This window comes from Pedobacter xixiisoli (genome assembly GCF_900215335.1).
GTDB lineage: Bacteria > Bacteroidota > Bacteroidia > Sphingobacteriales > Sphingobacteriaceae > Pedobacter > Pedobacter xixiisoli.
The window spans coordinates 130,430-155,371 of the sequence record NZ_OCMT01000005.1 but is presented as its reverse complement, the minus strand read 5'-3'; the positions used below and the strand labels follow the sequence as shown (position 1 = coordinate 155,371).

Genomic DNA, 24,942 nt, shown 5'->3' with positions numbered 1-24,942 from the left:
GTTTATAAAGGCAACGTTAACGAATATTTAACTTATCAGATTTTGCATTCCATCAATTTTATGCGTTCTTTACATTTTTTCAAAGATTTATATGTGGGTAAAACTATCTAATGCTATATTAAAAAACCGCGTTCTCCTTATCGTTTTATTTGTCGCTATTACCATATTCATGGGATGGCAAGCGAAAAACATCAAGCTTTCTTACTCTGGAGCCAAAATACTACCACTAACAGATTCAGTTTTTGTAAAATACAATGCCTTTAAAAAGCAATTTGGAGAAGACGGCAGCATTGTTGTGATTGGCGTAAAGAGCGAGAAAATCTTCCAAAAAGACACCTATAACAAATGGGCACAGCTTTCTAACGACCTACGAAAACTTAACGGTATTAAAGGGGTACTATCAATCGGAAAATTCTTTGAATTGCAAAAAGACACCACCAACCAAAAATTTACCGTTAAGCCCCTGCCAGGAAAAGTACTAGCTACTGATGCAGAAATGGACTCGTTGAAGAGCAAACTCAATCAACTGCCATTTTACAAAGGCTTACTTTACAATACGGAGAGCAACGCCACCTTGATGGCAGTAACTTTCGACCAGAAGATTTTAAATTCGGCCGCCAGAAATCCAATCCTTAAAGAAATTGAGGGAAAAGCACTGGCTTTTGGCAAAAGCGAGGGCATAGATGTTCATCTGTCTGGCCTACCTTATATCAGAACTGCAACCAGCAAGTTAGTGTCAAATGAATTTATCCTTTTCTTAGGTTTATCCATTTTAGTTTCCGCCCTGATTTTAGTGATATTCTTCCGTAGTTTCTCTGCAGTTTTCTATCCTATTTTAGTAGTGATTATGGGTGTAGTGTGGAGCATTGGAACTTTGGTTTTATTCGGTTACGAAATCACCATTTTAACAGGATTAATTCCACCGCTTATTGTAATCATTGGTATTCCGAACAGTATTCTATTGCTTAATAAATACCACAACGAACTCAAAAAACATGGCGACAAGGATAAAGCTTGGCAAGTTACTGTAGAACGAATTTCGGTGACTACTTTAATTGCTAATATAACTGCCGCTATTGGTTTTGGCGTATTATATTTTACGGGAAGCGAGCTATTGATGCAGTTCGGTAGTGTAGCCGCACTAAACGTGATGTTCACTTGGCTGATGAGTTTATGTTTAATTCCTGCGATTTTTAGCTACTTGCCCGCACCTAAAAATAAAACCAACGGTGTGCATGAGCCAAACTTCCTAGATAGACTCCTAATTAAAACCGACACATTAGTACAACACAAAAGCACTACGATTTACATTGTCACTATTATATTAACCGTAATTTCTATCATTGGCGTTTACCGCATCAATGTGAATGGCTATGTGGTGGACGACTTACCGAAAAGTTCTAAAATCCTTACCGACTTGAAATTTTTTGAGAAGAATTTTGAAGGAATTTTACCTTTGGAGATTAGTGTAGACACGAAGCGTAAAAATGGCGTATTGAGTATATCAACGCTTAATAAGATTGATAAAATGGAGGAAATGATTTCGGCCTATCCGGAGTTTTCTCGTTCTATCTCCCTAAATACTGGGTTAAAATATGCTACTCAAGTGTTCTACAATAGTGACACCAGCTTCTATCGCTTGCCAACTGATTTTGAGAAAAATTTCATCTTGATCTATGCTGCAAACTCTGGTAAGGGCAATGGCAACATGCTCACCAATTTTGTAGACAAGCAAAAGCAAACAGCTCGCATCAGTTTTCAAATGGCTGACATTGGTTCGAAGCGTTTAGACGAAGTTCTGGAAGAATTGAAACCGAAAATAGATTCTATTCTTTCGCCGAAACGCTTCAATGTTACTTTAACGGGCTCGAGTATCATTTTCGCCAAAGGCACCGATTATTTATTAGAGCATTTATTTGAAAGCATTGGCTTGGCTATCGTTTTGATTTCGTTGTTACGCTTAGCACAGTTCAAGAGTTTAGGCATCATGTTTATTTCGCTGTTGCCAAATATCGTTCCTTTGGTAATTACAGCAGGGCTGATGGGTTTCTTCGGCATTCCATTAAAGCCATCTACTATTTTGATTTTCACCATTGCTTTTGGTTTGGCATCCGACCAAACGATTTACTTCCTAACGAGGTATCAGCAAGAATTGAACTTGACCAACTATAGCGTGAGTAAAGTAATTACCGACACCATTACTGAAACTGGCGTGAGCATGACACATATTGCTTTGATATTATTCTTTGGTTTCGGAATTTTCACAGCTTCTACTTTTGGCGGAACGGTAATTTTAGGATTTTTGCTTTCTATTACCTTGATAGTAGCTTTGGTTTTTAACCTTACTTTATTGCCTGCATTAATGTTATGGTTGGATAAAAACAAAAAACGAAAGAAAATATCTGAAGCAGAAGTAGCTAAGAATTTAGAAAATTTAGACGACCATTAGAAATTAGTCATTTTCAAACCTGCAAGGTCTTGAAGACCTTACAGGTTAACCGACTACACCATGAACTTCCTTAACATCGAATATCTAAAAATAGGCAACACCAAGCAGCGATCAGCCTACCAAACGCTCGTTAACCTTCAAATATTAGAAAAACTTAAAGCTTATAAGCCCATTTTAACAGGTACTATTCCAATCAATATTGACATCGAAAACAGCGACCTCGACATTATTTGCTTTTGGGAAAACAAGCAAGAATTTTCAGCTACACTAACCAATTTATTTGGCGAAAAGAAAGAATTCAAAATTAGAGAAGGGAAAACAGGGGAACAAGAAATTGTGGTGTGCAATTTCAAATTAGATGATTTTGAAATGGAGATTTTTGGTCAAAACATTCCATCCGAACAACAGAACGCCTATCTACACATGCTGATAGAGCATCAAATCCTGCAAGAAAGAGGAGAAGGTTTTCGGTTAAAGATTATCGAACTTAAGCGTAGTGGATATAAAACAGAGCCCGCTTTTGCCAAATTATTGCGATTAGATGGAGACCCTTACGAAGCTTTATTAAGTTATTACATCCAGAAGTAAGTTATAATTTACACGAACTTATCAAGCAGATTCTTCCTCTATAACTGGCTCTTTGGACACAGGCTTTAACTCTACTACTTCTCCTTCGTTATCTGCTTTCTTAGCAAACACTATCGGATATAAGAACATTAGTGCTCCGGCAATAAAAAACACTCCAGAAAAGGCTAGCAAAATTTGATTGCCATCCACTCTGTTAGCTTCCATAATTTTTGCAGCAATCAATGCCACAATACCTAAAGCAATTGCTACAACAGCTTTAGTTAGCTTCAGATCCTTAATCATACTTATCGAATTTGATCTCGTCTTCGTTTTAATATACTGATGATAACAAAGACGAGCCCGATAAGTTCTAATATCATGCTTAAAAAAAGTACAGCTAGCGTCACATTTTCATTAATGCCCTTAAGCAACATCGCGGCTGGCATCAGTAAAACAGCTGCCAGCATGCAAAAAAGCCCTCTTTTAATAAATTTATCCATAAAACTATTTCAGGCGCAAAACTACCATTATTCATTCTAAAACCTTAACTTTGCAACCTTTAATTTTTGAGATACTTGATTGATGTATAGGGAATTTAAAACTTTAGAACTAGCTAAAATAGGAGAAGAAATACTAGCATTTTGGAAAGCACAAAATATCTTTGATAAAAGTATTGATAGCAGACCAAAATCAAAACCTTTTACTTTTTACGAGGGACCACCATCGGCAAACGGTATGCCTGGTATTCACCACGTAATGGCTCGTGCTATTAAAGATATTTTCTGTCGCTATAAAACCCTAAAAGGATATCAAGTTAAACGCAAAGGCGGATGGGACACCCACGGTTTACCTATCGAACTTGCGGTGGAGAAGAAATTAGGTATCGTTAAGGAAGATATCGGAAAGAAAATCTCGGTAGACGAATACAACGCAGCTTGTAAAGAAGAGGTAATGCGTTATACCGACGTTTGGAACGACCTTACCGAGAAAATGGGCTACTGGGTTGATTTGAAAAACCCTTACGTAACCTACGAAAACGAATACATTGAAACCCTTTGGTGGATTTTACAACAATTGTACAACAAAGGACTTTTATACAAAGGTTACACCATCCAACCTTACTCGCCAGCTGCTGGTACAGGCTTAAGCTCACATGAGCTAAACCAACCGGGCACTTACCGCGATGTAAGCGATACGACTATTGTAGCCCAATTTAAAGCAGTTGCAGAAACTTTACCTTTGTTTTTACAAGGTTTTGGAGAAGTGAATTTCCTAGCTTGGACAACCACACCTTGGACTTTACCAAGCAACACCGCTTTGACCGTTGGTCCTAAAATCGACTATGTATTGGTAAAAACTTTTAACCAGTACACCTTCGAGCCAGCTAATGTAATATTGGCAAAACCACTAGTAGGCAAACAATTTGGCGGCAAGTTTTTCCTAGCGGAAGATGAGGAAGCTTTTGCCAACTACAAAGCCGAAGACAAGAAAATTCCTTACCAAATTTTAGCCCAGTTTGTTGGTGCTGATTTGGTGAACATCAAATACGAGCAACTTTTACCGTTAGCATTACCTTACCAAAATGCAGAAAATGCTTTCCGTGTAATCAGTGGTGATTTCGTAACTACAGAAGATGGTACAGGTATCGTTCACACGGCTCCTACTTTTGGTGCCGATGATGCTCGTGTTGCTAAACTGGCTACACCAGAAGTGCCACCGTTGTTGATTTTGGACGATAAAGGCAATGCTGTTCCTTTAGTAAACCTACAAGGTAAATTTGTAGACTCGTTAGGAGAATTTGGCGGCAAATACGTTAAAAACGAATATTACATTGAAGGTGAAGCTCCTGAAAAATCGGTAGATGTAGAAATTGCTATCCGTTTAAAAGAAGAAAACAAAGCCTTTAAGGTAGAAAAATATGTACACAGCTACCCGCACTGCTGGAGAACTGACAAGCCTGTTTTATATTACCCATTAGATAGTTGGTTCATCAAAACTACAGCTGTTAAAGAAAAGATGGCTGATTTGAACAAAACCATCAACTGGAAACCTGAAGCAACTGGAACTGGTCGCTTTGGAAACTGGTTAGAAAACCTGGTAGACTGGAACCTTTCTCGTTCTCGCTATTGGGGCACACCTCTTCCAATTTGGCGTACCGCCGATGGTTTGGAAGAGAAATGTATTGGTTCTATCGAAGAATTAAACAAAGAAATCACCAAAGCAATTGAAGCTGGATTGATGCCTGCAGGCTTTGAACTAAAAGATATGCACCGCCCTTATGTAGATGATGTATTTTTAGTATCAGCCAAAGGCGAAAAAATGACCCGAGAAACCGACCTAATTGACGTTTGGTTTGATAGCGGTGCCATGCCTTATGCACAATGGCACTTTCCTTTTGAGAACAAGGAAGAATTTGAGAATGCTTATCCTGCAGATTTCATTGCAGAAGGTGTTGACCAAACTCGTGGTTGGTTCTTTACTTTACATGCCATTGCGGTAATGTTGAGCGAAAGCAGTGACGAAATCAAAGCCATCAACGAGCGTGTAAACAATCCTGGTGTTGCCTTTAAAAATGTGGTATCAAACGGATTGGTATTGGATAAAAACGGCAACAAAATGTCTAAACGTTTAGGCAATGCTGTTGATCCATTTAGCACTATCGATACTTACAGTGCCGACGCTACCCGTTGGTACATGATTTCAAATGCATCGCCTTGGGATAACCTGAAATTTAGTTTAGATGGGTTAGATGAAGTACGCCGTAAATTCTTCGGAACTTTGTACAACACCTACTCTTTCTTCGCATTATATGCTAACATCGATAAGTTTGAGATTGACTTGAATAATCAAACGCCTGTTGCGCAACGCAGCGAATTAGACCGTTGGATTTTATCGTTATTGCAAAACTTGATTGCCGAGGTTGATGAGGCTTACAATACTTACGAGCCTACCAAAGCTGCAAGAGCTATCCAAAACTTTGTTGACGAACATTTAAGTAACTGGTACATCCGTTTATCTCGTCGTCGTTTCTGGAAAGGCGAAATGACCGAGGATAAAAAAGCAGCCTACGAAACTTTATACACTTGCTTGGTAAATATCGCACAGCTGATGTCGCCAGTGGCACCGTTCTTCTCAGATTGGTTGTATCAAAACTTAACGGAGATATTACCAGCTGATGCAAAATCAGAATCGGTACATTTAACCACATTGCCAGACACAGATCAATCATTAGTGGATAATGAGTTGAACGAGCGTATGGAATTGGCGCAGAACATTTCTTCAATGGTGTTATCACTTCGTAAGAAAATGGGCATCAATGTTCGTCAGCCATTGGCAAAAGTATTGATTCCAGTTTTGGATGATAACTTTAAAGACAAGGTAGAATTAGTGAAAGATTTAATCCTTTCAGAAACCAACATTAAAGAAATTTCCTACATTACCGACACCGCTGGTTTCATCAAGAAAAAGGTAAAACCAAACTTTAAGGCTTTGGGTGCTAAAGTTGGAAAAGACATGAAGTTGGTTACCGAAGTCATCAATAAAATGAGCCAAGAAGAACTAGCTCAATTTGAAAAAGAAGGCAACTTCTCGATACCTGATACTAGTTACTCGATACTTTTATCTGATGTAGAAATCATTGCAGAAGATATTCCAGGATGGCAAGTAACCAACATGGGCAACCTAACAGTAGCCTTGGATATCAATATCACTACCGAGCTTAAACAAGAAGGCTTATCTCGTGAATTGATTAATCGTATCCAAAACTTAAGGAAAGAATTAAACTTTGAAGTTACCGATAGGATAACGGTAAGTTTACAGCAACATAATTTAATTGCAGATGCGGTAGCACAAAACAAACACTACATTTGCAACGAAATTTTAGCTAATGATATTTTGTTAACAGAAAGTCCGCTTAATGGAAACAAAATCATCATAGAAGATGTTGAATTGGATATTTTGATTGCCAAATTATAAACCATATGGGATAATCTTGGTTTAAAATCAGATAAAAACCATATATAGCTTCATACCACTAAATTAATTTAAGAGATGGAAAAGACTGAAAAAACACGTTACTCTGATAGCGAATTACAAGAATTTAAAGAGCTTATTCAAGAAAAATTAAAAAGCTCTAGAGAAGAATTACAATCGTTGACCTCATCGTTAAGTAATCCTAATTCTAACGGAACAGAAGATACTTCTGGTGCTTACAAAACCCTAGAAGATGGTTCTGCTACTTTAGAAAAAGAGCAAATCAATCAGCTGGCAGCCCGCCAGAAGAAATTTATAGATAACCTTGAAGCAGCTTTAGTGCGCATCGAGAACAAAACTTATGGTATTTGTAGAGAAACTGGTAAACTAATTCAAAAAGAACGTTTACGTGCAGTGCCTCACGCTACTTTAAGTATGGAAGCTAAATTGAAACAGAGTTAATGAAAGGCTATACAAAACCTTTACTTTTAATATTCCTAGTACTGCTGGCAGACCAAGCTTCAAAAACTTGGATTAAGACCAACATGTACCTTGGTCAAGAGTTTAAAATCTTGGGCGATTGGTTCATTATTCACTTTACAGAGAATAACGGAATGGCTTTCGGCCTAGAATTTGGCGGAGAGTTCGGAAAACTGGCACTTTCGTTATTTAGAATATTGGCAGTTGGAGGTATCGGTTATGCTTTGCATTACATGATTCAACGTAAATATCACCGTGGCTTAATTTTAAACGTAGCCCTGATATTTGCCGGAGCTTTGGGTAACATTATCGACTCTGTTTTTTACGGATTGATTTACAAATACGAGACTTTGTTTCATGGCCGTGTGGTAGACATGCTCTACTTTCCTATTTTCAAAGGAACTTTCCCTACTTGGTTTCCAGTTTGGGGAGGTGAACCATTTGAGTTCTTTAGACCTGTTTTCAACCTAGCTGACGCAGCTATTTCTGTAGGTGTAATTACCATTTTAATCTTCCAAAAAACCTATTTTAAGGAAGAAGTGAAAGATGAAATTGGCATTAACAACGAAAGTGTAGAAGACTAGGCATTGATAATTGTAGAATTACGATTTTAGATTTAAAACATAAAGTTAAAAACCTCGTAGCGTTTGTTGCGAGTTTTTTTGTTTTGCTTCCGTCATCTCGACTGAAGCGCAGCGAAATGGAGAGATCTTTGAATTTGGCGTTGTATGTTTCTACTTAAAGATTTCTCCACAAGGTCGAAATGACGACAACAACAATTTGTCTAATATCTAAATTTACCCGCAATTTAATTACATTTGATAAAATACCAAATTGTATGTTCAGTAAAAAACTCCTTTCTATCTATTTACTATTAATCAGTGTGAATTATGCAGCTAATGCCCAAAAAAGCATCAGTTTATTTAATGGTAAAGATTTAACAGGGTGGCATGCCGATGTTCCTGGTAAAGATAAAAACCCAGATACTGCAGCTTCTTTTATGGTTAGAGATGGTAAATTGGTAAGCATGGGTGATCCACGTGGGCACCTGATAACAGATGCTAGCTATGCAGATTACAGGTTGGATGTTGAATATCGCTTTGCTGGAAAACCTGGTAACTGTGGTGTCTTGGTACATGCTTCTATCCCAAGAGTGCTCTATAAAATGTTTCCAAAATCTTTAGAAGTACAAATGCAGCACCAAGATGCTGGCGATTTTTGGTGTATTGAAGAAGACATTACTGTACCTAACATGGAAGAAAGACGCGGACCAAAAGAAAAATGGGGAGCTAGTGCAGGAAAAGAAAGACGCATTAAAAACCTAACCGATGATTCTGAAAAGCCTTTGGGCGAATGGAATACCATGCGTATTGAATGTTTAAAGGATAAGGTTAGAGTTTGGGTAAACGGTATTTTAGTTAATGACGGCTACAATTGTACCGCAACTAAAGGTCAGATAGCGCTACAAGCCGAAGGTAGCGAAGTTGAATTTAGAAAATTGCAGCTAACACCAATTAAAAACCTGAGCAAGTAAGATGAGAGATCGGATAGCCCTAAGATATTTCTGCATTTACAACTTTATGACAATTAAACGATTAAGCATTTAACCAAAATCCAACCTTTCAAAACAATCCAACAAATTATTCGTATCTTTGCGCATCTTCAAAACATCCCAACGTAAATTGTTGGCTCAGGCACTGTCTTAAGATTAAATTATCGATAACGCTCCATTACCGGCAATAATGCCAATAACTATCCAATGTGCCTATCTGGATAAAAAACGAAATAATTAAATATGGCTAAATCTCAAGCAACTTTTAGTAAAAAAGAAAACGAGAAAAAACGATTAAAAAAGAGAAACGACAAGTTAGAAAAACGTGAGGAGCGTCAAGCTAATAAAAAAAGCATGAGCCTAGAGGACATGATGGCTTACGTAGATGAAAATGGTAACATCACTTCTACTCCACCAGATCCAAACAAAAAGAAAAAAGTAATCAATTCGGAAGATATTCAAATTTCTACTGCAAGACAGGAAGACATTATTGACGAAGATCCAATCAAAAAAGGTGTTGTTACTTTCTTCAACGACTCTAAAGGTTACGGTTTCATTAGAAATACAGAAACCCAAGAGAGTGTTTTTGTACACGTAAATGGCTTAAAGACACAAATTAAAGAAGGTGATAAAGTTACTTTCGAAGTTGAAAAAGGTCAAAAAGGACCAACTGCCGTTAGAGTTTCTGCTGTTAAATAACCTTTATATAACTGAAATAAATTCAATGGGACAATTTGGATTTATTTCAGACTTTAATTAGAGAACCTTTCTCTTTGTTATTTTTTAGCAGCATTTTCTGTTGTTAACAAACCTGATTGGAACGGCAGCTCCCGATTTTACATCGGGACTAAAGTGTAAAGCACGACTATATTCTACTAGTACCACTGCCCCATCTTTTCCAAAAAATAAAAAATAATCTACTCATTATTTGGCGTTTGGCTTAATTTTAGCTGACTGCATGAAAAATGTTTATGGATTTGTATGGATATTTACATCTGATTTATAAACACACATAAAAACATACAATATGAAACGTTTATTTGCAATAGCTATAGTGGCTTTATTTAGTTTAAATGCCGTAGCGCAACAAGTTGATTTAAGAAAGAAAATTACCGTTAGTGGTACTGCAGAAACTGAAATCACTCCAGACATTATCTATATCAATATTTCCTTAAAAGAATATTTGAAAGATGGAAACAGCAAGAAAAAGGTAGATATTACTACTTTGGAGACTCAGCTATTTAACGCTGTACAAAAAGCAGGTATCGCAAAAGAAAACCTAACAATTAACAATTTAAGTAGCTGGAACTATCAAACTACTAAAAAGAAAGACCCAGACTTTTTAGCGAGCAAACAATACCGCTTAAAAGTTACCGACTTAAACAAATTCAACTTGATTTTAGAGGCTATTGATGCTAAAGGAATTGCTAGTACTAACATTGACAGCTACGATTACAGCAAAATTGAGGTATTGAAAAAAGAGTTAAAAGTGAAAGCTTTATTAGCTGCGAAAGAAAAAGCTGCTTACATGGTAGAGGCCTTGGGAGATAAATTAGGTAGCGTTTTAGATATTCAAGATTTGGGTGATAACAACGGTGGCATGATGGTTCCTCAATACAGAAACTATGCAATGAAGGCAGAAATGGCGATGGATGCTTCTCAAGCTCCAGAAATTGACTTTAAAAAGATAAAATTGAGCTTTACAGTGAACACTGTTTTCGAGATTAAATAATTTATTTTGATAATTTTGTGAACCTATCAGCGTAATGTTGATAGGTTCTTTTATTTTATAACCAGTGCATACGCAAAGCTACCATGGCTTCGTAAATACTAAAAAGATATTACACAAATGAAAAAACTACTCTACACTTTAATCTTAGTTTTCACACTTTCGACTGCCGTTAATGCCAAATCGATTGTTAACGACAATCCTAAAACGGAACTTACTGCCGAGCAAAAGGCAGAGCTGGAGAGCATTACCAAACGTGTAGAAGAGATTAAATCTATGGATAGATCTTCTCTCACAAAAACTGAAAGAAAAGCTTTGAGAAAAGAGGTTAAGGAACTAAAAAAACGTGCTGATTTCTTAAATCAGAATGTGACACTTTCTTTGGGTGCTATCATCATCATTTTATTGTTGTTGATCATTATTCTTTAATTTTTAGATTCTTCTTGTTTGCGATAGAACAATTCACCCATGCGTTTGTTATTGGTGTTGAGTTATACACGGGCTCAAATAAAAATCGATAACAAAATTTAGATGAAACCGTTATGATTTCAAGATAAAATCAAGACAGCTTCAGCTCATTAAAAAAACAAATTTTAAACACATGAAAAAAATTATCTATCCTTTAATGTTATTGGTAACCTTAACATTTAACTTAAACTTTGCTGCTGCAGCAGACAACAAGCCAAAAACTGAATTAACAGCAGAACAACGTTTAGAGCTTAACCGCATTACTTCTAGAGTAGAAGAAATTAAGGCAATGGACAAATCTAATCTTAGCAGAGAAGAGCGAAAGGAATTGCGCAAAGAGCTAAAGGAAATGAAGAAAAAGGCAAGAGCAATGGGTGGAGGTGTTTACTTATCGGTTGGAGCCATTATCATTATCATATTATTATTGATTCTTATTTTATAAAAAAAATCAATAATTGAGAGCCAGGCACATGTGTCTGGCTTTTTTTGTGACTTTAATCACGGGCTTTATAAGCAGCATCATTTTATGAAATGAGTAGCATCAGGCTCGCACCTCTCAATTAGGCTGACCTTTATAGTATAAAAATTAAATGCTATGAAGACTTTTAAATCATTCTGGATTGTCTTAGCCGTCCTTCCGTTTTTTGCCTTAAATGGCAACGCACAAACCGCTAAATTAAGCTTAAAAGAAAGATCTATTATTGTTAAAGGCACCTCGTCGTTACACGACTGGCGCTGTAAGACCGAGCAAATAAGTGGTGATATTTCTTACGCCGCAAATGCACTTACTTTAAAAGATATTACTGTCGCTAACTTAGAAATGGTAGTGAAATCGATGAGAAGTATCAAAGAAAATGGGAATTACTACGAATCGGGCATGGACAAAAACATGTACAAAGCCTTAAACGCAGACAAGAATCCGAAAATCACTTTTGTACTTACAGATATTAGCAGCTTAAAAGCAAGCGCAGGCAAAGCCGATTTCATAGTCAAAGGAAATTTGACCATTGCCGGTAGCCAAAAACCAATCAGTTTTCCAGTAAATGCTACACTAACTGCTAACGGCATCACCTTTAAAGGAAGTACAACTTTTAAAATGACCACTTTCGGTGTAACGCCTCCAAAAGCTTTATTAGGCACCATCAAAACTGGAGATGAAATCACCATTGTGTTCAATACTTCTTTTAAAAACGATTAATCCGCTCACCATTCAAATTTTAACAATATGAAACGAATTTTACTTGCCGCAGTTTTTGTTACAGTAGCGGGGACTGCGTTTGCCCAACAGCCAAAAATCCAAAACTTTAGACCTTACGATAAATCTGGTATCAACGTTTTTGAAACTCCTAAAACCGACACCGTACCTTTTGATGATGTGAAAGTGAGAATTGGTGCAGGTTTTACACAACAGTTTCAAGCTTTGAAACACAGTAACAACTCTACAGGTACTACGCCTCTATATAACTTACGCAGTGGTTTTAATTTGGCTACGGCTAACTTAAATATCGATGCACAATTGGCTAAAGGGATTAGATTAAACTTGATTTCTTACTTATCTGCCCGTCACCACCAAGAAACTTGGGTAAAAGGAGGTTTTGCTCAAATTGATGCCTCACCTATTAATTCTCCGGTACTTGATGAACTATTTAAATACGTAACCGTTAAAATCGGTCACTACGAAGTGAATTACGGTGATGCGCACTTTCGCAGAACTGACAATGGGCACTCATTGTACAATCCATTCATTGGCAACTACATTTTAGATGGCTTTACCACAGAGATTGGTGCTGAAATTGATTTCCAAAAAGATGGTTTCTTAGCGGTAGTTGCTGTTCACAATGGTGAAATTAAAGGAGAAATTTCTGATGCTCCAACCCGTAATCCATCATTTATAGGAAAACTAGGTTTCGATAAGCAATTAAACAATGATTTAAGAGTACGTTTAACAGGATCAGTTTATCACAACAATGGCGCAGCTAGCAATACTTTGTATACTGGCGATAGAGGTGGCTCTAGATACTACATGGTTTTAGAGCCAAAAGCCACTGGTGTAACTGCAATCACCAACGCTTGGTCTGGTAGTGTACGCCCAGGATTTAGTCGCCAAGTAACTGCATTTATGATTAACCCTTTCATCAAATATCAAGGTTTAGAATTGTTCGGAACATTTGAAATGGCAAAAGGTAGATCAATTACCGAAATAGATAAAAGAGATGTAAGTCAGATGGCGGTAGAAGGTATTTATCGATTTGCTAAAAACGAAAATTTATTTGTCGGCATGCGATACAATACTGTTAAGGCCGAACTTGCAGGTATTGCGCAAGATGTAAAGGTAAATCGTATACAAGCAAGTGCCGGTTGGTTTGTAACCAAAAACATGGTGTTAAAAGGAGAATATGTACATCAAAAATACAATGACTACCCTAGCTCAAACATCTTAGCAGATGGCAAATTCAAAGGATGGATGTTGGAAGCAAGTGTAGGCTTTTAAAGATTAGTTAGTAATAGTTGAATAGTTATGGTTTGAGCCGCTCTTTATCTCGTTTAAGGGGCGGCTTTTTTGATAAACCATTAAGAAGTTAAGATCAATTAAGTCTTCATTCTTCTTAATGCCTTAATGTTTCGATTTAAAAATGAATACATTTCCCCATCAATTGCTAGGTATTTTTTTCCTTCTGTTCATCAAATTTGTTGATGCACAAGAATATCAGCTAAACATCCTTGCAGAAAGCAGTATTTTACTTAGAGGCAATTCTAACGTAAACAAATTCACTTTCACGTACGAGAAGGCTCTCAAATTAGGAAGCAGTTCGGTAAGAGCAATTGCCTCCAAAAACACGCTGAATATCAAAAATGCGAAGCTAGATGCAGAAGTAACAGCTTTTAGTTCGGGCAGTAATTTGATGGATAGAGATTATCGCAACATGATGAATTATCGCGTTCATCCGAACATCAGCATTGCATTAAATCAAATTAACTTTGTGAAAAATTACAGTGATGATAACGGAACGGCTTTAGCTACGGTAGACATTACCATTGCTGGAGAGAAACGCACCGATACGCTGCAGTTCAATTACAACAAATCAAAAGGGATTTACCGTTGCAGCAGTTCACATCAAATTTCGCTGAGGGATTACAAAATAAAGCCCCTCAAAAAAATGATGGGGCTTATTTCATTGAAAGACCAGTTGACCGTAGACATGATTATCTACCTTAAAGTCGATTAATCGATGATATCGAAACCTGTATATTTCACCAAGGCTTCAGGTATTTTAATTCCTTTATCTGTTTGATAATTTTCTAGGATAGAAGCTACAATACGAGGTAATGCCAAAGCACTTCCATTTAAACTGTGCGCCAACTGTGTCTTTCCTTCCTTGCCTTTAAACCTTAATTTTAAACGGTTACTTTGGTAAGTTTCGAAGTTAGAGACAGAAGAAACTTCTAACCAACGTTGTTGCGCTGCACTCCACACTTCCATATCATAAGTCATGGCAGAGGTAAAGCCCATATCGCCGCCGCATAAACGCAACACACGATAGTGCAAACCTAGCTCTTGCAATAATGATTGTACATATTGACTCATGTCTTCCAAAGTTTCGTAAGATTGGTCAGGATGTGTAATTTGTACAACCTCTACTTTATCGAACTGATGCAAACGGTTCAAACCACGTACATGCGCACCATAAGAACCAGCTTCTCTACGGAAACAAGGTGTATAAGCGGTATTTTTAATCGGAAGGTCTTCTTCCTTCAAAATCACATCACGATATAAATTCGTTACTGGCACTTCTGCCGTTGGGATTAAGTATAAATCGTCGATAGTAGAATGGTACATCTGTCCTTCCTTATCTGGCAATTGGCCTGTACCAAAACCCGAAGCAGCATTTACCAAATGTGGCACTTGCATTTCTTTATAACCCGCAGCAGTAGCATGGTCTAAAAAGAAATTGATTAAAGCACGTTGCAGCTTCGCTCCTTTTCCCTTGTAAACAGGAAAACCAGCACCGGTAATTTTCACACCTAACTCAAAATCGATGATATCATATTTCGCAGCCAATTCCCAATGTGGCAAAGCATTTTCTGGCAAAGCCGATGGCTCACCATGTGTATAAACTACTTCATTGTCATCAGCTGTGCTACCTGTTTTTACCAAATGATAAGGCAAATTTGGCAACTGTACAATTAACGATTGTTGCTTTTCTTCTAAAGCTGTTAATTGCTCGTTCTGTTCTTTAATTTTCTCCTTGTGAGATGCAGTATTGGCTTTAATTGCTTCGGCTTCTTCTTTTTTGCCACTGCGCATCAACTCCCCAATTTGTTTGGCTGCTGTATTAGCTTCCGCCTGCAAATTATCCAAAGAGGACTGCGTAGAGCGGCGTTCTTCATCTACAGCGATGATTTCATCTACCAATTCTACCTGTTTAAAGTTACGAACGCTCAATCGCTCTAAAACTTTCTCTCTATTTTCACGGATATAGTTAACTTGCAGCATTATTTATAATTTTTGACAAAGATAGCAAGAGTTTTCAGTTTTTAGTTTGCAGTTTTCAATAGCAACTGCACAATCTTGATACTTGATACTCGATACTCGATACTATGACTGGAAAACTTTACATCGTACCTACACCTATCGGTAACTTAGAAGATATGACTTTTAGGGCTATCCGGATTTTAAAAGAGGTGGATTTGATTTTGGCAGAAGATACACGTACCAGCGCACCTTTGTTAAAGCATTTTGGTATCGATAAACGAGTTTTTGCACACCATCAGCATAACGAACATAAGGCAACAGCCGAAATTATCAAGTTCCTGAAAGAAGGACAAAAAATTGCCTTAATTTCTGATGCAGGTACACCAGCCATTTCTGATCCAGGTTTTTTCTTAGTTCGTGAAGCGATTAAGCATGAAATTGAAATCACTTGCTTGCCTGGCGCTACTGCTTTTGTTCCTGCCTTGGTTAACTCGGGTTTACCTAACGACCAATTTGTTTTCGAAGGATTTCTTCCTGTAAAGAAAGGCCGACAAACGAGATTAAAGCAACTTGCGGAAGAAGAAAGGACGATGATTTTTTACGAAAGTCCGCACCGTTTATTGAAAACATTAACAGAATTTGCCGAGTTTTTTGGTGAAGACAGACCAGTTTGTGTGAGCAGGGAATTAAGCAAACTGTACGAAGAAAATGTTCGTGGCACAGTTATAGAAGTAAAATCACATTTCGAAAACAATATTTTAAAAGGAGAATTCGTAATTTGTGTTGGCGGAAATGAGAACAAGGATAAAAGAGCAAAGAACAAAGACAAATACGGAATAAAAGAAAACAATGATTAACATCGATAGATTTTTGGCTGACGAGCAAGACCCGAAAGCCGTAGAAAAAGTAGCTGGTAAATTAAATGACTTGCTAACCACCGGAGAAGAAATTTTATACCTAGCGGTACAGAAAAAACCAGCGGTAAATTTGTTACCAGACTGCATCGCGATCAGCAACAAAAGGATATTCTATTGTTCGCCCAGCAACTTAGGTTTAACAATGAACTTCAAAGATATTTCTTGGAAGAACATTAAAGAAGTCTCCTTTAAGGAAGGTTTGTTAGGTTCTAAATTTATTTGCGTACCACAATCGGGAGAGAATATCGTAACTGATTTCATTCCGAAAGTGCAGGTTCGTAAATTACACCAAGCGGCAAACCAACAATTGGAAGAGTATAAAGAATTGTTGAGACAGCAAAAGTTGGAAGAGAACCGAGCAACCGCATCTACATTTAATATTCCTGCAACCACTCCACAAATCATTGATTTGCCAATTGAGGAAGCTGTGGTTATTCCAGAGATTGCACCTGTTGTTGAAGTGAGTAAAGAAGATGAGATTGAGCAAAAACTCATCAAACTAAAAACTTTATACGACAAGCAGTTGATTACCCGTGAGGAGTATGAACATAAAAAAGCTGCGATTTTAGATAGCATGTAGGCAACTTTAACGTCATTGCGAGGCACGAAGTAATCTTAAAGCATAACTAAGAGATTATTTAATGCCCCATTATGACAACTTATTGGAATAGGTAGTTCAAAAAGCAAATTAATGGAACTTGGAGGTTGTGTTTATATCCTATCTAATTACAATCATAGGGTGCTATACGTTGGAGTTACTTCAGATTTATTATTTAGGATAAAAGAGCATAAAGAAAAGTGCACCTTGATTCTTTTACTGCCAAATATAACTGCAACATCCTAGTTTATTATGAACAATTCCCTAGTATAGAAGAAGCGATAAATAAAGAAAAACAGCTAAAGAACTGGAAGAGACAATGGAAATTGAATTTAATTAATGACTTTAATCCAAATTGGGAAGACCTTTTTCACAAACTAGACGAAGAACTCTAACTTAAATAGCCGTCATCCTGAATTTATTTCAGGATCTACCATGCTAAAAAGATGCTGAAATAAATTCAGCAGGACGACATAGGAAAGCTAATGCAAATGACAAAAAACCTAAATTCGAAGACCTTTTAACAAACTAGACGAAGAAACCCTAACTTAAATAGCACGTCATCCTGAATTTATTTCAGGATCTATCATGCTAAAAAGATGCTGAAATAAATTCAGCAGGACGACATAGGAAAGCTAATGCAAATGACAAAAAACCTAAATTCGAAGACCTTTTAACAAACTAGACGAAGAAACCCTAACTTAAATAGCACGTCATCCTGAATTTATTTCAGGATCTATCATGCTAAAAAGATGCTGAAATAAATTCAGCAGGACGACATAGGAAAGCTATTGCAAATGACAAAAAAAAACACCCTCTTATCGCTACTTAGTGCTTTTATCATGTGGTTGGCTTGGCCACCGCACAATTGGCTGGCTCCATTACTTTTTATAGGTTTAGTGCCTTTACTAATTGCATTAAAGCAAATCACAAGTACTTCAGATAAAAAGACAGGCAAAAAGGTTTTCCTTACTGCTGGCTTAACTTTCTTGATTTGGAACACTGCCTCTATTTACTGGGTTTTCAACTCTATTAATGCCGTTAATACAGGTGTTGTTGGCACCATCGTTTCATTATTAGTTTCGCTTATCCCTTACGGATTAGGCGCACTCTTAATGACTTTTGCTTTTTGGATGTATTATCGTTTAAGTACTTACACCACCAAAATTATTTCCTATGCAGGGCTGATTGGATTTTACATCAGCATGGAATATTTGCACCAAGCTTGGGATTTAGCATTCCCATGGATGACTTTAGGTAATGGCTTTGCAGGAATGCATCAAATTGTACAGTGGTATGAATTTACAGGTGTTTATGGTGGCTCACTTTGGATTTTAATTAGTAATATACTAGCCTTCGAAGCTTACCAACAAATCAAATCTCAGAAGCAATATAAGTTGGCTGGAATTTGGGCTTTGCTTATTCTTTTACCTATTGGATTTTCTATTTACCAATACAAAAACTACGAAGAGAAAAGTGTACCTGTAAATGTGGTTACCGTACAACCCAATATCGACCCTTACGAGAAGTACGGTAGTACGTCTGCCAATGAGCAATTAAGCATTTTAACCAAACTTTCTGATTCTGTAGCACAACCAAATACAGAATATTTCATTTGGCCAGAAACAGCTATTCCGAATTATGCAGATGAAGATAGGATAAGAAGTAATCCAGACTTTTTGCAGGCGCAACATTTCTTGTCAAAATATAAAAACGGCACTTTAATTACAGGAATAGAAAGCGTAAGATTTTACAATGATAAAAAGACGATTTCTGCAAAGGAAAATCCTAATGGTGGCTTTTATGATAACTATAATGCAGCGATGCAGGTAGAAAATTCTGCAAGTGTTTCTTTTTATCATAAATCGAAATTAGTTCCAGGCGTTGAAAAAATGCCTTTCCCGAAAGTATTTTCTTTCTTGGCTCCCGTTTTCAGTAAGTTGGGGGGTAGCGTCTCTGGTTGGGGCTGGCAAGAGGAACCTGGTGTTTTCTATGCACAAAGCGGCATTGGCGTAGCTCCTACAATCTGTTACGAATCTATTTGGGGCGACTGGGTAGCTGGCTCGGTTAAACAAGGCGCTCAGTTCATCGCTGTAATTACCAATGATGGTTGGTGGGGTAACACTTCTGGTAAAGACCAGCACTTACTGTATGCTAAACTCCGTTCTATCGAAACCAGAAGATATGTGGTACGTTCGGCGAATACAGGAATTTCAGGGTTTATTAATCAACGTGGAGATGTTGTACAGCAATCTAAATGGTGGACACGCACCGCCTTAAAAGCTGACATCAACCTTAATGATGAAATTACCTTTTACGTTAACTATGGTGATTTGATAGCAAAAATTGGCATTGTACTAGGATTACTTGGTGCAGCGTTTATTGTGATAAGCAAGATAAAAGACAAAAGAACAAAGAGCAAGGATTAATCGCTCTTTTTATAGCTATTTATATGAAGAAACAATCAATAAAATTCGCTTTTCTCTTAATTATTGTCGCATTAAACTTAGGTTGCGACCAGTTTTCTAAGGTTATTGCCAGAAAAAACATAGCTCCTTACGAGCAAATTGATATCATAAAAGACCGTTTCACATTAACATTAGTAGAAAACACAGGAGCTTTTTTGAGTGCTGGTAGTAACTTGCCAAACTTTGTGAGAATCATTGTGCTAACCATTTTACCCATCATCGTTTTGGGTTATGGTTTATGGTTTCTTTACTCCAATAAACATATCCCTCGTTTAATGCAAGTTGGTATTTGTTTTTTAATTGGCGGCGGCATCGGAAATATCTACGATAGGATTGTTTATGGTTCGGTAACCGATTTCCTACACATGGATTTTGTGCTATTTAGAACGGGTATTTTCAACATGGCCGATGTTTCGATTATGGTTGGTATTGGATTATTACTGTTGCAAAATTTAACTGCTGCTAGAATCAAAAAACAAGAAGCTACGCAGGAAGAAGTTTCTGCTTAAGGATAGTTTAGACTTACGAAGTTTTCAAAACTTTGTAGGTCTGCTTCTTGAAATCGAAATGAAGTGTTATCTTCTTACTTCTCAAAAATAGCCCTGATTGGCGTGGAAATACTTTTTGTTTTTATAGCTGCGAAGGGATCCAACCATCTTGCTTATTAGATCCCTCGAAACTCGGGATAACAAAATGCCCAACAAAAAGATTGGAACAAAAAGCAGGACTACCATTTAATAAGAGTACTGCAATTGCGCTTCTAAAAGCTTGAAATTAAATCGTAATTCGTCAATCTACAATCGTAAATTTCCTAGTCCATATACTTGCCTACAATTGGCATACGTCGGCCCATTCCAAAAGCCTTTGGCGATACTCTTAAAATCGGTGGAGTTTGATAACGTTTGAATTCCGCCAAGTTTACCATTCTCAAAATTCGCTTTACCAAAGCCTCATCAAAACCTTGGGCAATAATCGCTTTAGAACCTTTTTTTAGTTCAATGTGCTGATACAAAATAGCATCCAACTCATCATATTCTGGCAACGAATCCGAATCTTTTTGGTCTGGGCGTAACTCTGCCGATGGTGGTTTCACGATGGTATTAATCGGAATAATTTCTTCGTCTTTATTAATGTACTTCGCCAAATTGAAAACCTGTGTTTTATACACATCGCCAATTACACTGATGGCACCGCACATATCGCCATACAACGTTCCGTAGCCCACAGCACATTCACTTTTATTGGAAGTATTCAGCAAGATATAACCAAACTTGTTCGACATCGCCATGACTACAATTCCGCGAGAACGAGCTTGAATATTCTCTTCGGCTAAATTGAAAGGCAATCCCTGAAAAGGCTTTTCTAACATACTATCAAATGCATCAGCAGCTTCTTTGATTGGGATAATTTCGTGCTTACAGCCAATGTTATTCACTAAATCCAATGCATCTTGTACCGAATGGTCTGATGAATATTTGGAAGGCATTAATACTGCCATCACATTTTCGGCGCCCAAAGCTTTACATGCCAAAGCACAAACTACTGCCGAATCGATCCCTCCAGACAAGCCCAAAACAGCTTTTTTGAAACCAGATTTGGCAAAATAATCCTTAATGCCCAAAATCAAAGCATCATGAATTTGTTCGATGTCCGAAGTTCTTTCAGCTGCCGGATATTTATTTTTTACGTTCTGCACTTCCTCCAAATCAAAAACCTGCAAATCCTCTTCAAAGTACTTCATCTCCGCCTTTAATAAACCTTCTTCATCAAATACCAAAGAACCACCATCAAAAATAATTTCGGTTTGTGCACCAACTTGGTTCACATAAAACAATGGCAGTTGGTATTTCTTGGCATTATCCGACAGTACTTTAATGCGGTCTTCATCGTGTCCGTAATCAAACGGAGAAGCAGCGATGTTAATCATCAAATCTGGTTGCTGCTTTATCAGTTCATCCATTGGAGAAGAAACATACAGCGGATTATCGTTGATGTTCCATAGGTCCTCGCAAATGGTTAGTGCAATTTTTTTGCCTTTGTAATCTACACAATCAAAAACCGTATTTGGCTCGAAATAACGATATTCATCGAACACATCGTAAGTAGGCAACAATGCTTTTTTAACGATTTGTTTCACTTCGCCATCGGCAATAAAATAAGCAGCATTAAACAAATCCTTACCTTCTATTACCGGATTTTTAATTGGCAAGCCAACAATGCAGGCAATGTCCGTGGTGTGCTTTGCAATTTCTTGTGCTGCCTGTTCGCAAAGCGATATAAAATCTTCAAACTCTAGAAAATCTCGTGGCGGATATCCACAAATAGCCAGCTCGGCAAATACAACAATATCTGCTCCTTTAGCTTTTGCCAATGCTAATTGAGAAATAATTTTTTGTGTATTGCTTTCGAAATTCCCGATGTGGTAGTTGAGTTGTGCTAATGCTATTTTCATGATTGTTTCTGAGCTATAAATATAAAAAAAACAAGCCTTGAATAAGGCTTGTTTCGCTAAAATCTAAATAATTTCTGGATACTTAAAAGAATACGCCAATATTAAGTCCCACATAATGATTCTTGATTGACTGTCCGTTTTTGGCAATATTTGTTAAACCGTTGTTGTAAGTTAAACCCGTTAATAAACTCGTTTTTCCACTTAAGCGATATTCTAATCCACCACCAATAATCATCCCTGCTCTAAGAAATTTGGTTTGATCAGTAGCTTTGATATCACTTGCCAAAGTGTTGTTCCCCGACTTCACATCTTGTTTCGCTCCAATACGAAAGTTAGTGGTTAAACCAAATTGTCCGTACCATTTCATATCATTCGTTTCATCTGTCTTTAACTTGATAGACAAAGGAATTTCGATGTACTGCATCTTAAACTTTACATCATATTCTGCGGAATTTGTAGAACCAGATGCAGCATAGTATGGCAAATAATTTAAAACCGCACCTTTACCATTGATAGTAGTAATGGTTAAACCTGTTGCAAAACTGTAGTTTTCTGCAAATTCAAAATCGCTCATCAAGCCATAAGAAAAACCAGTGCTTAAACCACTTCCCTTTCCGTTTTCAATCTTTAAAAACCCAAAAGTAGGATGAGCAGTAAGACCTAATCTAACTTGTGAAGCATTTTGCGCAAAAGAGATAGTTGCAATGCTTAAAAATAATAATGTTGCTAATGTTTTTTTCATTCGGATGTATTTATTTAGTGATATCAATCTACTCCCAAACTCTCTATTTTTTTAATATTATCGAGCTTTCATATTAACGACAGTTCACATTCGTTTTATATATTTGTTAGCAATGATATACAAATCAAAATTTCGCCAAAGTTATCTATTTTTTCTATGCACTGCGCTTTTTTTTTCATGTAGCAAGAGCAAAAAGCCTGATGTTAGCGGCATTAAGCTAGATATTAAAGTAGAAAGATTCGACAAAGACCTTTATCAACAGAGAGATAAAAACGTGCTGCTTAGCGACAGTTTATTACATCAAAAATATGGTGCTTTTTATGAAGACTTCATTTTCAAAATGGTAGGTAACGATAGTTATACCAGCCAAGAAGTTTTACAAGGTTTATACCAAGACACGGCTTATACCGACCTTAACCATGAAGTAGATAGTGTATTTCCAAATTTGAACAAAGTGGAAACAGAGCTTACGCAAAGTTTTAAATACATCAAATATTATTATCCGAAGGCTCAAATTCCCCGTTTTATTGGCTTCTTATCAGGATTTTCTTATCAAACTCCAATTGGCGATAATTACGTTGGCATTGGATTGGATATGTTTTTGGGGCAAAACAGTAAGTTTTATGGGGCTTTAGTTCATAGCATTCCTCTTTATCTTTCTAAAAGATTTACGCCAGAATATATCGTACCACGTGTGAGTGAGTACTATGTAAGGGAAAACCTTTTTAAAGAACGTGATGAAGACCGTAGCTTATTGGCAAAAATGGTTTACAACGGAAAAGTGCTTTACTTCATGGACCAAATTATGCCGGATGCTATGCCTGATAGTATCAAAATTGGCTATACTGACAAACAACTAGCGTGGTGTAAAACTTATGAAGCCGAAATATGGGGCTTTTATCTAGAAAGTAACTTGCTTTACGAAACAGACTATCCCAAAATACAGGTTTACTTAAGTGAAGGACCATTTACGCCAGGCTTAGGAGAAAAGAATTCATCCGCTCCTAAATTAGGTATTTGGACAGGTTGGCAAATTGTGAGAAAGTATATGGAAGAAAATCCCGATGTGACTTTACAACAGCTCATGGCAGAAACCGATGCGCAGAAAATTTTAACAAAATCGAAGTATAAGCCTAAGCTGATGAAATGATAAGCAGATGCGATAATTAGCTAATCATCACATCTCTCAAATCATCAAATCTATTAATTATCACATTCTCAAATCAAAAAATCATCACATCAAAAAACATGAAAATCGGTATCGTATTAAGCGGCGGTGGAATTAGAGGGATTGCTCATTTAGGTGTATTGAAAGCACTTCAAAAAACGGGCATTCAATTTAGTCAAATTGTAGGCACAAGTGCGGGTTCCATTGCTGGCTCTTTTTATGCTGCTGGCGTAGACCCAGAAGATGCTTTCAATATTTTCATGAGAACAAAATTGATGAAGTTTGTTCGACCAGCTTTGGGCTCACTTGGCCTAATTAATATCGAACGCACTGGAGATATTTTTAGAGAATATTTACCTGCACACATCGAGGATTTAGAAATTCCGATGACGATTTGCACCACCAATTTTAGCGAAGGCAATGTCGCTTATTTTACCAAAGGTCCGCTAGTTAGGGCTATACATGCTTCTTGCTGCATTCCTGGTGTATTTAAACCTATCATGATCCACGACCAAATGTATGTAGATGGTGGAGTATTGAACAATTTCCCTGTAGAGCCTTTGTTAAATAATTGTGATTACATTATCGGCTCTACCTGTAACCACCTTAAACCTGTAGACAAAATTGTAGGGATTACCAGATTAATGCAACGAGCGGGGATTATGTCTATCAATCATGACATGGAAAGGAAATCGAAGTTCTGCAACTTGATGATCGAACCGAAAGGTATGGGCGAAATTAATACGTTCGACACCAAAAAAGCGGAGATTATTTACTGGATAGCATATGAGGAAGCTTTGAAAACGATTAAAAGTAGCGAGAGTTTTAAGGAGTTAATTGCTGCACAGCAGCAAAAATAACTATCGTCTTTATTTTTTGGTATTTTAGGTTTATCTATTATGAAAA

Annotated in this window: 25 protein-coding genes; 21 read left to right on the top strand and 4 right to left on the bottom strand. The window is 37.1% G+C overall.

Annotated elements, in window-relative coordinates:
* Window positions 1-91 precede the first annotated feature (91 nt).
* The gene (locus CRO54_RS20260) at window positions 92-2,449 is read left to right on the top strand and encodes an efflux RND transporter permease subunit (RefSeq protein WP_097133936.1); all 2,358 of its coding nucleotides are present in this window, start codon (window positions 92-94) and stop codon (window positions 2,447-2,449) included.
* A gap of 60 nt (window positions 2,450-2,509) precedes the next feature.
* Window positions 2,510-3,037 (top strand): DUF4269 domain-containing protein, encoded by a 528-nt coding sequence (locus CRO54_RS20255; RefSeq protein WP_097133935.1) that lies wholly within the window; start codon window positions 2,510-2,512, stop codon window positions 3,035-3,037.
* 21 nt (window positions 3,038-3,058) lie between these two features.
* On the opposite strand, the gene CRO54_RS20250 is transcribed toward CRO54_RS20255, so the two are convergent.
* Window positions 3,059-3,319, bottom strand: coding sequence for an isoleucyl-tRNA synthetase (locus CRO54_RS20250; RefSeq protein WP_097133934.1), 261 nt, complete (start codon window positions 3,317-3,319; stop codon window positions 3,059-3,061).
* A 279-nt stretch (window positions 3,320-3,598) separates the two neighbouring features.
* On the opposite strand from CRO54_RS20250, the gene ileS reads away from it, so the two are divergent.
* From ileS to CRO54_RS20190, 11 genes are all read left to right on the top strand, one after another.
* Window positions 3,599-6,991, top strand: coding sequence for an isoleucine--tRNA ligase (gene ileS / locus CRO54_RS20240; RefSeq protein ID WP_097133932.1), 3,393 nt, complete (start codon window positions 3,599-3,601; stop codon window positions 6,989-6,991).
* A gap of 75 nt (window positions 6,992-7,066) precedes the next feature.
* Window positions 7,067-7,450: a TraR/DksA family transcriptional regulator gene (locus tag CRO54_RS20235; protein WP_097133931.1), complete on the top strand. Its 384-nt coding sequence runs from the start codon at window positions 7,067-7,069 to the stop codon at window positions 7,448-7,450.
* On the top strand, window positions 7,450-8,052 hold the full coding sequence (locus CRO54_RS20230; protein ID WP_097133930.1) for a lipoprotein signal peptidase: 603 nt from the start codon (window positions 7,450-7,452) through the stop codon (window positions 8,050-8,052). Before CRO54_RS20235 ends, CRO54_RS20230 begins: the two co-directional genes overlap by 1 nt.
* A gap of 254 nt (window positions 8,053-8,306) precedes the next feature.
* Window positions 8,307-9,002, top strand: coding sequence for a 3-keto-disaccharide hydrolase (locus CRO54_RS20225; protein ID WP_097133929.1), 696 nt, complete (start codon window positions 8,307-8,309; stop codon window positions 9,000-9,002).
* A 261-nt stretch (window positions 9,003-9,263) separates the two neighbouring features.
* Complete coding sequence (locus tag CRO54_RS21645; RefSeq protein WP_097133928.1) at window positions 9,264-9,719, top strand: cold-shock protein; 456 nt, start codon at window positions 9,264-9,266, stop codon at window positions 9,717-9,719.
* Window positions 9,720-10,047: 328 nt separating this feature from the next.
* Window positions 10,048-10,752 (top strand): SIMPL domain-containing protein, encoded by a 705-nt coding sequence (locus tag CRO54_RS20215; protein WP_097133927.1) that lies wholly within the window; start codon window positions 10,048-10,050, stop codon window positions 10,750-10,752.
* 117 nt (window positions 10,753-10,869) lie between these two features.
* Entirely contained in the window at window positions 10,870-11,178 is a 309-nt protein-coding gene (locus CRO54_RS20210; RefSeq protein ID WP_097133926.1) for a hypothetical protein, read from the top strand.
* A gap of 172 nt (window positions 11,179-11,350) precedes the next feature.
* Window positions 11,351-11,659 carry a hypothetical protein gene (locus CRO54_RS20205; RefSeq protein WP_097133925.1) on the top strand — a complete coding sequence of 103 codons (309 nt, stop codon included), beginning with the start codon at window positions 11,351-11,353 and terminating at the stop codon, window positions 11,657-11,659.
* 153 nt (window positions 11,660-11,812) lie between these two features.
* Window positions 11,813-12,415 carry a YceI family protein gene (locus tag CRO54_RS20200; protein WP_097133924.1) on the top strand — a complete coding sequence of 201 codons (603 nt, stop codon included), beginning with the start codon at window positions 11,813-11,815 and terminating at the stop codon, window positions 12,413-12,415.
* Between the two features lie 27 nt (window positions 12,416-12,442).
* Window positions 12,443-13,708: a hypothetical protein gene (locus CRO54_RS21300; protein WP_097133923.1), complete on the top strand. Its 1,266-nt coding sequence runs from the start codon at window positions 12,443-12,445 to the stop codon at window positions 13,706-13,708.
* A 142-nt stretch (window positions 13,709-13,850) separates the two neighbouring features.
* The gene (locus tag CRO54_RS20190; RefSeq protein ID WP_097133922.1) at window positions 13,851-14,444 is read left to right on the top strand and encodes a YceI family protein; all 594 of its coding nucleotides are present in this window, start codon (window positions 13,851-13,853) and stop codon (window positions 14,442-14,444) included.
* Here the strand turns inward: CRO54_RS20190 and serS are convergent.
* Window positions 14,441-15,712, bottom strand: coding sequence for a serine--tRNA ligase (serS, locus tag CRO54_RS20185; RefSeq protein ID WP_097133921.1), 1,272 nt, complete (start codon window positions 15,710-15,712; stop codon window positions 14,441-14,443). The genes CRO54_RS20190 and serS overlap by 4 nt on opposite strands.
* Window positions 15,713-15,816: 104 nt before the next feature.
* On the opposite strand from serS, the gene rsmI reads away from it, so the two are divergent.
* The 6 genes from rsmI to lspA all read left to right on the top strand — a co-directional run bounded on the left by rsmI (window position 15,817) and on the right by lspA (window position 20,183).
* The gene (gene rsmI, locus CRO54_RS20180; RefSeq protein WP_097133920.1) at window positions 15,817-16,548 is read left to right on the top strand and encodes a 16S rRNA (cytidine(1402)-2'-O)-methyltransferase; all 732 of its coding nucleotides are present in this window, start codon (window positions 15,817-15,819) and stop codon (window positions 16,546-16,548) included.
* Complete coding sequence (locus CRO54_RS20175) at window positions 16,541-17,188, top strand: PH domain-containing protein (protein WP_097133919.1); 648 nt, start codon at window positions 16,541-16,543, stop codon at window positions 17,186-17,188. Before rsmI ends, CRO54_RS20175 begins: the two co-directional genes overlap by 8 nt.
* 111 nt (window positions 17,189-17,299) lie before the next feature.
* On the top strand, window positions 17,300-17,452 hold the full coding sequence (locus CRO54_RS21770) for a GIY-YIG nuclease family protein (RefSeq protein ID WP_420812696.1): 153 nt from the start codon (window positions 17,300-17,302) through the stop codon (window positions 17,450-17,452).
* Window positions 17,407-17,601: a GIY-YIG nuclease family protein gene (locus CRO54_RS21665; protein ID WP_338065632.1), complete on the top strand. Its 195-nt coding sequence runs from the start codon at window positions 17,407-17,409 to the stop codon at window positions 17,599-17,601. Before CRO54_RS21770 ends, CRO54_RS21665 begins: the two co-directional genes overlap by 46 nt.
* A gap of 402 nt (window positions 17,602-18,003) precedes the next feature.
* Window positions 18,004-19,635 (top strand): apolipoprotein N-acyltransferase, encoded by a 1,632-nt coding sequence (gene lnt / locus CRO54_RS20165; protein ID WP_097133918.1) that lies wholly within the window; start codon window positions 18,004-18,006, stop codon window positions 19,633-19,635.
* A gap of 23 nt (window positions 19,636-19,658) precedes the next feature.
* Window positions 19,659-20,183, top strand: a complete 525-nt coding sequence (gene lspA / locus CRO54_RS20160) for a signal peptidase II (RefSeq protein WP_097133917.1) — start codon at window positions 19,659-19,661, stop codon at window positions 20,181-20,183.
* Window positions 20,184-20,485: 302 nt separating this feature from the next.
* On the opposite strand, the gene CRO54_RS20155 is transcribed toward lspA, so the two are convergent.
* Together CRO54_RS20155 and CRO54_RS20150 are read right to left on the bottom strand one after the other, a co-directional pair.
* Complete coding sequence (locus tag CRO54_RS20155) at window positions 20,486-22,126, bottom strand: NAD+ synthase (RefSeq protein WP_097133916.1); 1,641 nt, start codon at window positions 22,124-22,126, stop codon at window positions 20,486-20,488.
* A gap of 82 nt (window positions 22,127-22,208) precedes the next feature.
* Window positions 22,209-22,868: a porin family protein gene (locus CRO54_RS20150; RefSeq protein ID WP_097133915.1), complete on the bottom strand. Its 660-nt coding sequence runs from the start codon at window positions 22,866-22,868 to the stop codon at window positions 22,209-22,211.
* A gap of 112 nt (window positions 22,869-22,980) precedes the next feature.
* Between CRO54_RS20150 and gldB the strand changes: the two genes are divergently transcribed.
* Together gldB and CRO54_RS20140 are read left to right on the top strand one after the other, a co-directional pair.
* Window positions 22,981-24,018 (top strand): gliding motility lipoprotein GldB, encoded by a 1,038-nt coding sequence (gldB, locus tag CRO54_RS20145; protein ID WP_097133914.1) that lies wholly within the window; start codon window positions 22,981-22,983, stop codon window positions 24,016-24,018.
* 98 nt (window positions 24,019-24,116) lie between these two features.
* A complete protein-coding gene (locus CRO54_RS20140) occupies window positions 24,117-24,896 on the top strand; it encodes a patatin-like phospholipase family protein (RefSeq protein ID WP_097133913.1) in 780 nt (259 codons plus the stop codon).
* Window positions 24,897-24,942: the final 46 nt, after the last annotated feature.